Annotated in this window: 14 protein-coding genes; 7 read left to right on the top strand and 7 right to left on the bottom strand. The window is 59.1% G+C overall.

Annotation, left to right across the window (positions count from 1 at the left end; translation table 11 throughout):
- Positions 1–70: 70 nt before the first annotated feature.
- The 4 genes from TRL7639_RS11670 to TRL7639_RS11655 all read right to left on the bottom strand — a co-directional run bounded on the left by TRL7639_RS11670 (position 71) and on the right by TRL7639_RS11655 (position 3,999).
- Positions 71–1,255: a vWA domain-containing protein gene (locus tag TRL7639_RS11670; protein WP_085795825.1), complete on the bottom strand. Its 1,185-nt coding sequence runs from the start codon at positions 1,253–1,255 to the stop codon at positions 71–73.
- A gap of 4 nt (positions 1,256–1,259) precedes the next feature.
- A complete protein-coding gene (locus tag TRL7639_RS11665; protein ID WP_085795824.1) occupies positions 1,260–1,427 on the bottom strand; it encodes an apolipoprotein acyltransferase in 168 nt (55 codons plus the stop codon).
- Positions 1,428–1,433: 6 nt separating this feature from the next.
- Positions 1,434–2,804 carry a DUF2927 domain-containing protein gene (locus tag TRL7639_RS11660; protein WP_110647145.1) on the bottom strand — a complete coding sequence of 457 codons (1,371 nt, stop codon included), beginning with the start codon at positions 2,802–2,804 and terminating at the stop codon, positions 1,434–1,436.
- A 349-nt stretch (positions 2,805–3,153) separates the two neighbouring features.
- Positions 3,154–3,999 carry an AAA family ATPase gene (locus tag TRL7639_RS11655; protein ID WP_085795823.1) on the bottom strand — a complete coding sequence of 282 codons (846 nt, stop codon included), beginning with the start codon at positions 3,997–3,999 and terminating at the stop codon, positions 3,154–3,156.
- 449 nt (positions 4,000–4,448) lie between these two features.
- Between TRL7639_RS11655 and dksA the strand changes: the two genes are divergently transcribed.
- Together dksA and TRL7639_RS11645 are read left to right on the top strand one after the other, a co-directional pair.
- Positions 4,449–4,871: an RNA polymerase-binding protein DksA gene (dksA, locus tag TRL7639_RS11650; protein ID WP_085796397.1), complete on the top strand. Its 423-nt coding sequence runs from the start codon at positions 4,449–4,451 to the stop codon at positions 4,869–4,871.
- Between the two features lie 73 nt (positions 4,872–4,944).
- Positions 4,945–6,144 carry an FAD-dependent monooxygenase gene (locus TRL7639_RS11645; protein ID WP_085795822.1) on the top strand — a complete coding sequence of 400 codons (1,200 nt, stop codon included), beginning with the start codon at positions 4,945–4,947 and terminating at the stop codon, positions 6,142–6,144.
- Here the strand turns inward: TRL7639_RS11645 and xth are convergent.
- Positions 6,111–6,917 carry an exodeoxyribonuclease III gene (gene xth, locus TRL7639_RS11640; protein ID WP_085795821.1) on the bottom strand — a complete coding sequence of 269 codons (807 nt, stop codon included), beginning with the start codon at positions 6,915–6,917 and terminating at the stop codon, positions 6,111–6,113. The genes TRL7639_RS11645 and xth overlap by 34 nt on opposite strands.
- A gap of 370 nt (positions 6,918–7,287) precedes the next feature.
- On the opposite strand from xth, the gene TRL7639_RS11635 reads away from it, so the two are divergent.
- From TRL7639_RS11635 to TRL7639_RS11625, 3 genes are all read left to right on the top strand, one after another.
- Positions 7,288–7,893: a DUF6749 family protein gene (locus TRL7639_RS11635; RefSeq protein WP_207559657.1), complete on the top strand. Its 606-nt coding sequence runs from the start codon at positions 7,288–7,290 to the stop codon at positions 7,891–7,893.
- 72 nt (positions 7,894–7,965) lie between these two features.
- Positions 7,966–9,039, top strand: coding sequence for a DUF6902 family protein (locus TRL7639_RS11630; protein WP_085795820.1), 1,074 nt, complete (start codon positions 7,966–7,968; stop codon positions 9,037–9,039).
- Positions 9,036–9,935 carry a DMT family transporter gene (locus tag TRL7639_RS11625; protein ID WP_085795819.1) on the top strand — a complete coding sequence of 300 codons (900 nt, stop codon included), beginning with the start codon at positions 9,036–9,038 and terminating at the stop codon, positions 9,933–9,935. The genes TRL7639_RS11630 and TRL7639_RS11625 overlap by 4 nt, the downstream gene beginning before the upstream one ends.
- A 9-nt stretch (positions 9,936–9,944) precedes the next feature.
- On the opposite strand, the gene TRL7639_RS11620 is transcribed toward TRL7639_RS11625, so the two are convergent.
- Positions 9,945–10,268 (bottom strand): HesB/IscA family protein, encoded by a 324-nt coding sequence (locus tag TRL7639_RS11620; RefSeq protein ID WP_085795818.1) that lies wholly within the window; start codon positions 10,266–10,268, stop codon positions 9,945–9,947.
- Between the two features lie 79 nt (positions 10,269–10,347).
- Between TRL7639_RS11620 and TRL7639_RS11615 the strand changes: the two genes are divergently transcribed.
- Positions 10,348–11,502 carry a deoxyguanosinetriphosphate triphosphohydrolase gene (locus tag TRL7639_RS11615; protein WP_085795817.1) on the top strand — a complete coding sequence of 385 codons (1,155 nt, stop codon included), beginning with the start codon at positions 10,348–10,350 and terminating at the stop codon, positions 11,500–11,502.
- Here TRL7639_RS11615 and TRL7639_RS11610 read toward each other — a convergent pair whose 3' ends face one another.
- Positions 11,503–12,060, bottom strand: a complete 558-nt coding sequence (locus TRL7639_RS11610) for a putative pterin-binding protein (protein WP_085795816.1) — start codon at positions 12,058–12,060, stop codon at positions 11,503–11,505.
- A 133-nt stretch (positions 12,061–12,193) separates the two neighbouring features.
- On the opposite strand from TRL7639_RS11610, the gene argS reads away from it, so the two are divergent.
- Complete coding sequence (gene argS / locus TRL7639_RS11605; RefSeq protein ID WP_085796396.1) at positions 12,194–13,939, top strand: arginine--tRNA ligase; 1,746 nt, start codon at positions 12,194–12,196, stop codon at positions 13,937–13,939.
- The last annotated feature ends 31 nt before the right edge of the window (positions 13,940–13,970 follow it).

Raw genomic sequence — 13,970 nt, 5'->3', positions numbered from 1 at the left:
TCATAGCAGCGATGGCCACAGCTTTGCATGCATGGGTCAGAATATGAAGGGTGTTCGAACGTTTGACGCGTTAGCGCGTCAACTCTTTCATGCCGCGTTCGAGACCGGACAGGGTCATGGGCACCATGTTGTCGGCGAAAATCTCGCGGATCATGCTGATGGAATGGGTGTAGTCCCAGTATTTCTCGGGCACCGGATTGATCCAGAGGTTCGAATTCCACTGATCGCGGGCACGTTCCAGCCAGACCTGACCGGACTCGGGGTTCCAATGCTCGTTGGCTCCGCCGGGATAGGCGATCTCGTAGGGCGACATGCTGGCGTCGCCCACAAAGATGCATTTGTAGTCGGGCCCATAGGTGCGCAGCACCTCATGCGTCGGGATCTGCGCGTCCCAGCGGCGGCGGTTGTCGCGCCAGACGCCTTCGTACAGACAGTTATGGAAGTAGAAGTATTCCATGTGCTTGAATTCGGTTCGTGCCGCTGAAAACAGCTCCTCGACAACCTTGATGTGCGGATCCATCGAGCCGCCGACGTCCAGGAACAGCAGCACTTTGACTGCGTTGTGACGCTCGGGGCGGGTTTTGACGTCCAGATAACCGTGTTCGGCCGTGGCGCGAATGGTGCCGTCCAGATCCAGCTCTTCGTTGGCCCCCTCGCGGGCCCAACGGCGCAGGCGTTTCAGGGCCACTTTGATGTTGCGGGTGCCCAGTTCGACCGTGTCGTCCAGGTTCTTGAACTCGCGCTTGTCCCAGACCTTGACCGCGCGCTTGTGGCGGCTCTCTTTTTGGCCGATGCGCACGCCCTCGGGGTTGTAGCCATAGGCGCCAAAGGGCGAGGTTCCGGCGGTGCCGATCCATTTGTTGCCGCCCTGGTGGCGCCCCTGCTGTTCCTTGAGCCGCTCTTGCAGCGTCTCCATCAGCTTTTCAAAGCCGCCCATGGCCTCGATCTCGGCCATTTCTTCGGGGCTCAGGTGTTTTTCGGCCATCTTTTCCAGCCAGTCGCTGGGGATGTCCACCGCCTCGATCACCTGCTGAAAACTGATCTCTTCCAAACCCTTGAAGCTGTTGGCAAACGCCTGATCGAACTTGTCGATGTTACGCTCGTCTTTCACCATCGACACGCGAGCGAGGTAATAAAACGCCTCGACATCGTAGGTGGCCAGGCCCCGTTTCATCCCCTCCAGAAAGGTCAGGTATTCGCGTAAGGATACGGGAATGCCAGCTTTGCGGAGGTTTTCGAAAAAGGGCAGGAACATGAGATCAGAGCGCCATTCGGTGAAGTATAAGTGTTGCTACCACCCCAACAAGCGCAAAAGCAATTCCGTAACCGGCCGCATATTGGGCAATATCGGCCCCTGTGCCGTTACGTTTTTTGGCGGTCATCCCGCCCAGAACCGCCCCCACAAGGGCAAATCCGATAATGATCATCTGCGTTTAGCCGCCCGCTCGTTTGTTGGGGTTCAACGCCGAGATTTCACGCATCCGGGCGCGAACCGCGTGGTCCGAGCCAAAGCCGTACCGCGCCCAACCCAGACTGTCCAGCCTGACGGCGCGTGCCTCGCTGCCGCGGCCCTGAATCTCCAGCGCTTCGGCCTTGAGCAGCATCAGCATCGACATGAGCGAGGCGTTTTCGGCCCGCGCGGCAATGTTGATCGCCGGGTTGATCTGACGCAGCGCCCCTTGGGCGTTGCCGCGCGAAATTTCATAGGCCGAGGTATAGACGGCGATGTTGGCTTTGTGCAGGTCAGTGCCGGGAATGCTGGCCAGGTATTGCTGTGCCGCGCCGAAATATTGTTGCGCCTTGGCCGGGTCTGTTCCTTGGGTCACGCGACCCAGATTGAACAGGCTGAATGCATGCCGGTTGTCGGTCCATCCTTCGCGCTGCGCGATCGCGACCGAGCGGGCGGCAGAAGATTTGCGCTGACTTGCCGAGGCACCTGGGCCAAAGGTCTTTTGTACCGCGTCGATCCAGTCTCGCGGTGTGGGGGTGATTGGCTGCGCCGGGATCGAGTTTCCGCGCGGGTTCATGCGCGCCAGAATGCCGGGCAGAACGCGGGCGACTTGTTCGCGGCTCATGCCGGTGCGCAATTCGGGCGCATAAGTGGCCCGCAAGATCAGCATGTCGAACCCGGTCAGAACCGTGTGGATGTTGTCGTCGTTGAAAACGGAATCCGGCAGGCGGTAAAGGTCATTGAGCGGCCCGATGGCCTGCGCCAGCTCTTCGTGCAGGCAGTCGCGGATTTCCTGCGGGCTGGCGTTGTAGGGAAGGAAAATTCCCAGGCGTTCGCGCGATTCAATTTCCAGCCAGTTGGTCCGCGATTTTCGACGGTCCCGGCGGAACTCGGCCAGGCTTGAGACGTTGGGCACGACGAAACAGGCGGCCTGCGGCAGCGCACGGCGGATCTCGGATCGGCTGATCGCCTCGATGGTGATATTGGCCGGTTGATCCGAGCGAACCTGCGTGATGTTGACCCCGGCCTCGCGGCGCAAACGGCCCAACAGACGGCCAAGATCGCCGTTCAGGGTGGACGAGGGCTGTCCAGTGACGCGCACGGTGATCGGCGTTTCAAACCGGGTGAACATGGGCAAGGCACGCCCACTTTCCAGTTGGAAATGCAGTGACAAGAAATCCTGAGCGATGTTGCTGTTGGACCGGATCGGAGCCGAGGGATGCGGCGTCACAAACGCCTTCATCGGCGGCAGAGAGCTGTCGGCGATCTGAGCGCGGGTTGGCGTATCTTCGAGGGGGACGGTGTTACAGCCAGCAACAATCATTACCATGGCCAGCGCGGTTTTGCGGATCATCAAGTTACCCCCAAGCATCAGACGGAAGATGCCGTTGTCCCGTCAAAATGAAATTGTTCAAATACGTAAAATAGCGCGCCCGACGCCGTGGCCAGCTTTTTCCGGTCGCAAGCGCCAAAGGCGCGGCTTTTGTGCAGTCTGGTCACTCTGGGTTCGGTCCAATTGGCAAGCTGTGCGAATGCGTTACACCCTGAAGCGCCTTCGCGTCAGCACTATGGTCGCATTCTGACACTGTTAAGGCAAGGTGCGAACTGTTTGCAACTTTGTATCAAAGAGCTTGATGCAGACTGACACAAAAAAGCCCGCAACCTTTGGGGCGGGCTTCTTGTCTCAGGTCTTGGATTAAGATTTAGCGTTGGCCGCGTGCCATAAAGGCCAGCCGCTCGAACAGATGCACGTCCTGCTCGTTTTTCAAAAGTGCACCGTGCAGTTTGGGCAGGGCACTTGCACCGTCGCGTTTGAGGTCTTCGGCGGTCAGATCCTCGGCCAGCAGCAGCTTGAGCCAATCCAGCACCTCGGAGGTCGAGGGCTTTTTCTTCAGTCCCGACGTTTCGCGGATCTCATAGAATTGCGTCAGCGCGGTGGTCAGCAAACCCTCTTTGATGCCGGGGTGGTGCACCTCGACGATCTTGCGCATCGTGGTCTCATCCGGGAAGCGGATGTAGTGGAAGAAACAGCGGCGCAGAAAGGCGTCGGGCAGTTCCTTTTCGTTGTTCGAGGTGATGATCACAATCGGGCGCTGTTTCGCTTTGATGGTCTCGCCGGTCTCGTAAACGTGGAACTCCATCTTGTCGAGTTCCTGCAGCAGGTCGTTGGGAAACTCGATGTCGGCCTTGTCGATCTCGTCAATCAGCAGCACGACCTTTTCGTCCGCCTCGAACGCCTGCCAAAGCTTGCCTTTTTTGATGTAGTTGCCGACGTCGTGGACCTTTTCTTCGCCCAGCTGGCTGTCGCGCAGACGGCTTACGGCATCGTATTCATACAGACCCTGCTGCGCGCGTGTCGTCGATTTGATGTTCCATTCGATCATCCGCAGACCCAGGGCGCCTGCGACCTGTTTGGCCAGTTCGGTCTTGCCCGTGCCTGGTTCGCCCTTGACCAGCAAAGGACGTTCCAGTGTCACGGCGGCGTTCACGGCAATCGTCAGATCGTCTGTCGCCACATATTCGGCGGTTCCCTGGAAGCGTGCGGTCATGTTTGGCCCTCTTTCACTCGGATATCGTGGCGCAGTTTGCGTGTTGCCACATTGGGTAGTTTGGTCCGGGAGGTTTGACAAGGTGCGCCGCTGCGTCCCTTGACTGGTATTTTTGCCGAACATTTCAGCATTCCGGTCATTTGTCGGGCGATTGAGGGGTCTGCCAGCTGTTGAGTCGCAAAGTGAGAGTTCAGTTCGGCCAAATGACTGCGAATTTCGGCCACCTGAGGAAACAGGCAGTAACCATTGGGTAAACAATGGTGGGCAGAATGGCCAATTAAATTGGGGTTTGACCCGGTTTTGTCACAGCTCGGCCGTTCCCCGATCCCGGATTGTGTTTGTGTAGTGACATTCTTATTAGCGTCAGATAAATGCTGCGGCAGAAGGGGGAGCCAAATGTCTGGAGAAGCAAGATGACGGACGTTGTGGGCCATACCGAGGGAGCCAAGATGAAGCAGGAAGTTTTTCTGCCGGAGGACTACCGTCCGGCCGAAGATGAACCTTTTATGAATGATCGTCAGCTTGAGTATTTCCGCCGCAAGCTGCTCAATTGGAAAAATGAACTTCTGGCGGGAAGCCGTGACACCATCGAAGGTCTGCAGGACAGCACGCGCAACATCCCTGATGTTGCCGACCGCGCCAGTGAGGAGACTGACCGCGCGCTGGAATTGCGAACCCGGGATCGTCAGCGCAAGCTGGTTGCCAAGATCGACAGCGCCCTGCGCCGGATCGACGAGGGTGAATATGGTTACTGCGACGTAACGGGCGAGCCCATCTCGCTCAAACGTCTGGACGCCCGTCCGATTGCTACCATGAGCCTTGAGGCTCAGGAGCGGCACGAGCGGCGCGAAAAAGTTCACCGCGACGACTGAGGTCCAGTCGCGGATTGCAAGATCAAAACGCCGGGGCCTGTTGCTCCGGCGTTTTTCGGTTCAAGAGGCCTGTATGGAACTGAACGGTCAAAAGATCATCGTTGTTGGGGCAGGCGTCGGCGGTCTGGCCGCGGCACTTGCGTTTCGACAGCGCGGTGCGGATGTTACCGTGCTGGAACAGGCCGAAGCCATCACCGAGGTCGGCGCCGGTCTGCAGATCAGCCCCAATGGAGGCGCGGTTTTGCACGCGCTTGGCCTGGCGGACGATTTGGCGCGGCGGTCGGTCAAGGCCGAGACGGTTCAATTGCGCGACTATCGGCGGGGCGCGCCTGTGGTGGCATTGGATCTGGCCCGTCATGCTGCCGATCAAACCTATCTGTTTGTGCACCGGGCCGATTTGATCGGCGTGCTGGCCACGGCTGTGCGCAAGGCGGGCGTGCATGTGCGGCTGCTGCAAAAGGTTGATCAGGTGGTGCCAGGGCGCGTGCCTGCCGTATCGCTGGCCAATGGCGCGCAGATGCAGGCGGATCTGATCGTAGGCGCGGACGGGCTGCATTCCAAGGCCCGCGTGGCTCTGAATGGTGAGGCCGAGCCGCAGTTCACCGGCCAGGTGGCCTGGCGCGCAACCGTGCCCAACAATTTGGGGCTGGGGCCACAGGCGCAGGTCTTTATGGCGCCGCATCGGCATTTGGTGTGTTACCCGCTGCGGGGCGGCGATCTGGTCAACATCGTTGCGGTGCAAGAGCGCGCCGCCTGGGTCGCCGAAGGGTGGAACCATCAAGACGACCCGGAGGCCCTGCGCGAGGTGTTCCGGGACTTTGGCGGACAGGCGAAACACCTGCTCGACTACGTTGATCAAGTACATCTGTGGGGTTTGTTTCGCCATCCAGTGGCCGAGCACTGGCATGGGGACGGCCTGGCTATTCTTGGGGATGCTGCGCATCCGACGCTGCCGTTTCTGGCACAGGGCGCCAATCTTGCCTTCGAAGATGCCTGGACGCTGGTCGACAGCCTTGCCAAGGCCGGATCACAAGCCGAGGGTCTGGAGCTTTATCAAAGCCGCCGCCGCGATCGCGCCGTCCGCGTGATCGAGGCTGCCAATGGCAACGCTTGGAAATACCACCTGAGCTTTCCGCCCCTTCGCTTTGCCGCGCACACGGCCATGCGCGTGATGGGGCGGTTTGCGCCCGAAAAGATGGTCAGACAGTTTGACTGGCTCTATCGCCACGATGTGACGGATCAGAGATCAAGCTCGACCCAGACCGGCACGTGATCTGACGGTTTCTCGCGCCCGCGTACTTCGGCGTCGATCTGGCATTCTTGCAGCAGGTCGGCCGCCGTGGGTGTCAGCAGGAAATGGTCGATGCGAATGCCATCGTTGCGGTTCCAGGCCCCGGCCTGATAGTCCCAGAACGAATAATGCCCCGGACCTTGGGTGCGGGCGCGGAAGGCTTCGGTGAAGCCCAGGTTCACGATCCGGCGATAAGCGGCGCGGCTCTCAGGGCGATACAGCGCATCCTCGGTCCAGGCTTCGGGGCGTTTGGCATCCTCGGCCTGCGGGATGATGTTGTAATCTCCCGCCATCAGGGCAGGGATCTCGTCCGCCAACAGCTCTTGTGCGCGGGTGTGCAGCCTGTCCATCCAGCGCAGTTTGTAGTCGTATTTACCGCCGGGCACGGGCGAGCCATCCTCTTGCAATTCAACCGGGTTGCCATTGGGCAGATAAAGCCCACAGATGCGCAGCGCCTGTTTGCCCACCACGGTCGCCTCGATCCAGCGGGCCTGTTCGTCGCTGTCATCGCCCGGCAACCCGCGTGAGACATCCTCGAGCGGCAGCTTCGACAGGATCGCCACCCCGTTGAAACTCTTTTGCCCGTGGGTCTCGACATTATAGCCGCGCTCTTCGAACAGCTCGCGGGGAAATGCCTCGTCTACGGTTTTGATCTCTTGCAGCAGCACGACGTCCGGCTGCGCCTCGTCGAGCCAGGCGGGCAGGGCCTGAGCCCGGGCTTTGATGCCGTTGATGTTGAACGTGGCGATTTTCATGGGCGATCTCCGGCTGACTGCGGTTTGATCTATCGCCGATGTAGGGGGGGGAGGGCAAGCGTTGGATTTTGGGGGAATCGGGTTGGGAGATTCGGTCGGAATGGGGCGGAAATGTGGCCAATGTGTTATGTGATTCGAATTCAATCATGGGTAGAAAGTGATAAAAACTCATCAAAATCAGGCCTGTGGATAAGATTTTGTGTTCGATGTCGGAAAAATCAAGAGTCCAATTTTGCCATAATTCTGCCCAATTTTCTTAATGTGGATAACTTTTGTTACTCACAGCCTCAGATTGAAAAACCAGTTTGAGACTCCCGGTTAAGCTGCAAGCGTGAAAGGGCATTCAACTTCGCAAAATGAGGAACTTACGATGTCTGCTCAGCACAAGATCACCGCAACTACCGAAGCTCTGATCACTGGCCGTAACAGCCTGTTTGATGGCGAGGGCACTGCCATGTTTTCGTCCGGCTCTGCCCCCACAATGACCACCGATGCATTTGGCGGTGACGCGACCGAAATGTTCTCGTCCGGTTCTGCGCCCACCCTGACCACCGAGGCCATCACAGGCGACGCGGTCGAGATGTTCTCGTCGGGCTCCGCGCCTGTAACCACCTCTGCCACAGCTGGTGACCTGGTGCAAATGTTCTCGTCGGGTTCGGCCCCTGCAGCCACAGCAGATGTGATCACTGGTGAAGGCACGCAGATGTTCTCGTCCGGTTCTGCCCCGTCGGCAAGCGCGGACGCGACCACCGGTGAGGGGACGCAGATGTTTTCGTCGGGTTCGGCCCCTGCCGCCAGTGCCGATGCGACCACGGGTGAAGGCACACAGATTTTCTCGTCCGGCTCTGCGCCATCGGCCAGCGCAGATGCCACCGCAGGCGAAGGCACGCAGATGTTCTCCTCAGGCTCGGCTCCGGTTGCCAAGGCCGACACCACCGCGGGCGACGGCACCCACATGTTCTCGTCGGGCAGCTGATCTGACGCGCACGTACCTTAGAAGTTGAAACAGGGGCGTTCAGGTAACGCCATTTGAAACGGAGACCACCCCATGACAAATGTGATCCACCTGAACGCGCCTGTTCAACGTCTGGACCCGAAAGTGCGCAATGCCAATCTGGTGGCCGGGTTCGCCCGCCACCGGAGGTTCGGCGACGATGTGTTCTGGCTGAAAGAGAACGCAGAGCTGCTGAATATACTGGAATGCACCGGTTTGTCCCTGACCGATGACGCCCTGACCCCGCATCAGGGGTTCTATGACCGGATCGAACAGCGGCTGGGGTTTTTCCCTCAATACTATCGTTTTCTTCTGTCGATCTGCCTCGATCTAGAAGATCTGGGGATGCGCGGCACCAAGGGAGAGGCCCTGTGTCATTGGATCGCCCGCGAGGGGCTGGCCCAGGCTGAATTGTCGGACTTGCAACGCGCCGAGGCGCGGCGTTTGTTATCGCGGCGTGGGGTGGACAGCGGATCTGATGACGGTCTGACCGAACGTCTGCACGCCTTTGTTAACCGTTCTGAAACTTTTGCGCTGCCCAATAAGAAGGCAGCGTATGAACTGACCCACATCCTGTTTTATCTGAGCGAATACGGCCGCCGGGATCCTCAGGTGTCTGAACAGGCGATCACCAGCTTGGAGTATGCCGGACTATTGGCCTATCTCGATCAAAATGCCGATCTTTTGGCCGAGGTCTGTGTCGCCCTGCGCTATGCCGGGGCCACGCCGTCACCGATTTGGGAGGGTTGGATCGAACGTGAAGTAACGCGGTTTGCCATCCAAACCGAGGATCATGCAGATCCGCAGGATGATTACCACGATTATTTCGTCTGCAACTGGTTGCTGGCCACGTCCGGACAAGAGGTATTCAAACATACCGCGGGCGACACTCGGATGAGCTTTCATCGCGCCACCCACTGGCCGGGACCGCTGCGGGACATGTCGGAATGCCTGTTCCAGCTCGAGGACAGCCGCAGCGACGATTGGAGTGTGATGCGCTTGCGGGTGGAGCGTTCTCTGAGCGAGATAGGTCATGACATCCTGGCCGAGGCTGAAGAGAGCACTGACAAATTCGAAAGCTTTTTCAACGCCTTCTCCCGAACGGGTTTGCGTGGGGTTACCCTATGAAGGCCTCACTGATTGGCGCGGCTCTGGTCGCGCTATACACCATTCTGATTTCATCCGCCGACGCGATCACCAAACTGATTGCGGGCGGCTACGCTGCTCCGCAACTCTTTTGCCTGTCCGGGCTGATTGTTGTGGCGCTCAGCCTGTTGGTGGATCGCTTGCCGTCGCAGCAACAGGGTCTGCGTACCCGCAGCCCTTGGGCCATGGCGGTGCGGTCAGGGGCCACGGTGCTGGCAGCGGTTTGTTTTTTCAATGCCTTTGGGGCACTGCCACTGGCCGATGTCTTTCTGTTCATCGGGTTGATGCCGCTGTTGTCGGGGCTGATGTCTGGCCTGATCCTGCGCGAGCAAGTGCGCCCTTCAGCGTGGTTTGCGTTGACCGCGGGGTTTGTCGGGGTGCTCAGCCTATTCCCCGGAGGTCTGCAGGCGATCACAAACGGCCATCTGTTTGGCCTGGGCGCGGCCGTGTTCGGAACGCTTTCGATCGTGATGTCGCGCTACATCGGGCGACATGAGTCGAACGTGCTGGCGCAGGTGTTCTATCCGAACCTGGCACTTTTTGTTGCGATGGGGGCGGCGCTGCCCTTTGTCTGGGTGCCGATGCCGCTTTCTGATCTGGCATGGGTTGTCGTCTACGCCGCCGTGCTGTTTTCGGCCCGCTGGGTTCTGGTCCTGTCGCTGCGTAACCTTGCGGTCTATGTGGTCACGCCGCTGATGAACCTGCAATTTGTCTGGATGGTGATTCTGGGCGCGGTGTTCTTTGGCGAATTGCCGACAACCGCAACCCTTCTGGGCGTGGCCATTGTCATGGCCTCGGGCCTCTATCTGGTGTGGGAGCAGTTTGCCCCGGAACACACAGAGGATACCTTTGTTCGTAACTTTAAAACAGATCCGTAATTATCTGTTTTACATCGAGAATGATGTCCCGCAACCGCAAGAAGATGTAGCGTTTGGGTTCTCGATTACAAAGCGCGCGCCGATCAGTTCTTCGGTGAAATCGATCACCGCGTTTTCCAGAAATGGAAGCGAAACAGCATCAACGACAACCTTTTCACCCTGACCCTCAAGGATCAGATCGTCGGTGCCGGGTGCGTCCAGCGCAATCTCGTACTGAAAGCCCGAGCATCCGCCACCTTCGACGGCCACGCGCAGGGCTTGGCCCTGATCGGACGCGCCAATTTCGGCAAGGCGGGCAAAGGCGCGGTCTGTGACTTTGGGAGGCAGATTCATGCCGGACTCCAACGGTTTCTTTATGCTGCGTTGTGCAATATAGAAGTCTCAAGGACAGGCGACAAGGACGAGGCTGCACATGAGGGCAGGTTTTGCCTCGGATCCGGACCGGGCGCGGGGGCGTTTGGTTCCTGAGGAGGAGAGCAGTTTCCGCTCCTGCTTTATGCGGGACCGGGATCGTATCATTCATGCAAGCGCGTTTCGGCGGCTCAAGCACAAGACACAGGTCTTTGTCGAACATGAGGGCGACAATTACCGCACCCGGCTGACGCATTCGATCGAGGTGGCGCAGGTGGCGCGCACAATCGCGGGCGCTTTGGGGTTGAACCCCGAACTGACCGAAGCGGTGGCGCTGGCTCATGATCTGGGCCACACGCCCTTTGGCCACACGGGCGAGGATGCGCTGCACGAAGTGATGCTGCCCTATGGCGGGTTTGATCACAACGCACAGGCCATCCGCATCGTTACCAGCCTTGAACGGCACTATGCCGAGTTCGACGGGTTGAATTTGACCTGGGAAACCCTTGAGGCGATTGCAAAACACAACGGGCCTGTAACCGGTGAACTGCCCTGGGCCCTGGCTGAATGCAACACCGGATTTGATCTGGAATTGCACACGCATGCCAGTGCCGAGGCGCAGGTGGCCGCGCTGTCGGACGACATCGCTTACAACAACCACGATCTGCACGACGGGTTGCGGGCTGAGCTGTTCACCGATGACGAGATTGCCGGACTGCCCATCGTGGGCGACTGTTATGCCGAGGTGGACCGGATGTATCCCGATACTGACGCCTATCGTCGCCGACACGAGGCGCTGCGGCGTGTGTTTGGCGTGATGGTGAGTGATGTGATCGACACTTCTCGGACGTTGTTGGCAGGCTCCGGTGCTGAAAGCGTCGAAGATGTGCGCCTGCTGGGTTATCCGGTGGTACAGTTCTCACCTCAGCTTTGGGCACAACTCAAAGTGATCCGCGAGTTCCTGTTCACCCGCATGTACCGCGCGCCGTCGGTGATGGTGAAGCGGGCCGAAGTGTCCAAGGTCGTCGAAGAGCTGTTCCCGATTTATTTGAACGATCCCAAGCAGATGCCCGCACGCTGGCACGCGGACATCGAGGCAGCCGACAGCGAAATCGCACTGGCCCGGATCGTTTCCGACTACATCGCGGGCATGACTGATCGCTTTGCGCTGCAGGATCACGCGCGGCTGACCGGGAGCGATCCTGCACGGGTCTGATTACTGGATCCCGATATAAGCGATGGCCCAGACCTGTTTGGCGGGGATGGCCTCGGCGTCCTCGGCATTGTCGGTGGGTGGAAAGACGACCATTGTCGGACCGTATCCACCAACCCCCATCGGCATCCCGTCCGCATGGGTGGCCAAGATCGGATTCAGACGCGCGATCATGTCCCAGGGGATTTCGGCCTGGTAGCTGTCCATTGCCATAGGCAGGGCCGTTTTCCCGTTGGCACCAGCCATGGTCATTACATCCGCCAAAGCAGGCCCCGAAAACGCATAGTCCCGTTGGTTGTCTTCAGGTCCGTAGGGGATCGAGATCGTGTGTTGCGTCAAGCTGCTCAACATGGCCGTATCCAGACCAACGGCTGCGTCATATTCCACCTCGAGAAACCCGAACAATCCGCCATCATCCGCACCGCGCGCGGGTAGGTTGCTTTCGCCAACCGCACCACCCAATGTCACCAAAACAGGGCCTGTGGGCGCGGCGATCTCTGCCACGGCGGGCAGGGGGGACAGCAAGGCGACGCACAGGGCCGCAGTTCGTGCAAATGTCATGAAAAGCTCCAATCGGTTGATCTGTCCCGACCCTAACCGGGAAATGGCACAGGCCAAGTGAAACCTTGTGCGTGCTGACATTGACCTTGGCGCTTTGCGTGGTAAACCGCCACCCAAGCAAAAGGACATCGCAATGAACCTGTTTTCCGAGATCCGCAGCCTCGTGCTGGACGCGCTTGCGCAAATGCAGGCCGAAGGGACCCTTCCCGAGGGGCTGAGCTTTGACAATGTCGCGGTCGAGCCGCCGCGTGACGCCGCCCATGGTGACATGGCCACCAACGCGGCCATGGTGCTGGCCAAGCCCGCCAAGATGAAGCCGCGCGACATTGCCGATGCTCTGGCAGCCAAACTGGCCGATGATGCGCGCGTGACCTCGGCCGAGGTTGCTGGCCCGGGTTTCCTGAATCTGCGTCTGGCGGATGCGGCCTGGCACGGTGTTCTGTCCGCGGTTCTTGAGCAGGGCACGGCGTACGGTCGCTCTGACATGGGGCAGGGCAAAAAGGTCAACGTCGAATATGTCTCGGCCAACCCCACCGGTCCGTTGCACGTGGGCCACACCCGCGGCGCGGTCTTTGGCGATGCTCTGGCGAGCCTGTTGGACTATTCGGGCTATGACGTGACCCGCGAGTATTACATTAACGATGGCGGCGCGCAGGTCGATGTTCTGGCGCGGTCTGTGTACCTGCGGTATCTTGAGGCGCACGGTAAAGCGGTTGAATTCCCCGATGGCACCTATCCGGGCGAATATCTGGTCGAGGTTGGTCAGACGCTCAAGGACAAGGTGGGCGACGCCTATGTCGGCAAGGGCGAAGATGTTTGGTTGGAAGAAATCCGAAACTTTGCCACCGACGCGATGATGGATCTGATCCGCGCGGACCTGTTGCAGCTTGGCGTAAAGATGGATGTCTTCTTCTCGGAAAAATCTCTCTATGGCACGGGCCTGATCGAGGCCGCGTTGGAAAGCCTGGATGCCAAGGGCCTGATCTATGAGGGCGTGCTGGAGCCGCCCAAGGGCAAAAAGCCCGAGGATTGGGAACCGCGCGAGCAGACCCTGTTCAAATCGACCGAACATGGCGATGACGTCGACCGCCCGGTCAAGAAATCCGATGGCAGCTGGACTTACTTTGCACCGGACATCGCATATCATTTCGATAAGGTTTCCAGAGGCTTCGACGAGCTTATTGATGTGTTTGGCGCCGACCATGGTGGCTATGTCAAGCGGATGAAAGCGGCTGTTTCGGCCCTGTCCGATGGCAAGGTGCCGCTGGACATCAAGCTGACGCAACTGGTGAAACTGTGGAAAAACGGCGAGCCATTCAAGATGTCCAAGCGTGCAGGCAACTTTGTAACCTTGCGCGATGTGGTCGATCAGGTCGGCTCGGATGTGACCCGTTTCGTGATGCTCACGCGCAAGAACGACGCCTCGCTCGATTTCGATTTCGACAAGGTGCTGGAGCAGAGCCGAGAGAACCCGGTGTTCTATGTGCAGTATGCGCACGCCCGGATACAAAGTGTTCTGCGTCGTGCCGCCGAGGCGGGGATTGCTACGGATGAAGCCACTTTGAAAGCAGCGGATCTTGGCAAAGTGGGGCACGAGGCCGAGCTGGCGGTGGCCAAGAAGCTGGCCGAATGGCCACGCCTGGTCGAGATCGCCGCCCGCACCAACGAGCCGCATCGCGTTGCCTTCTACCTGTATGAATTGGCAGGCGATTTCCACGCGCTTTGGAACCGTGGCAACGAATTGCACGAGCTGCGATTCATCCAGGATGGCGATGCCGCCACAAGTCAGGCAAAAATTGCGTTGGCACAGACAGTTGCCGTTGTGATTTCGGCTGGCCTTGGTATTCTTGGGGTGAAACCGGCGCAAGAAATGCGATAAAAAAACTCGCCAAGCCGCCGGTCTGAGGCAG

Origin of the sequence: Falsiruegeria litorea R37 (assembly GCF_900172225.1) — a bacterium.
GTDB lineage: Bacteria > Pseudomonadota > Alphaproteobacteria > Rhodobacterales > Rhodobacteraceae > Falsiruegeria > Falsiruegeria litorea.
Note: the sequence above shows the minus strand (reverse complement) of the source record. Positions and strands in the feature narration are given on the sequence as shown.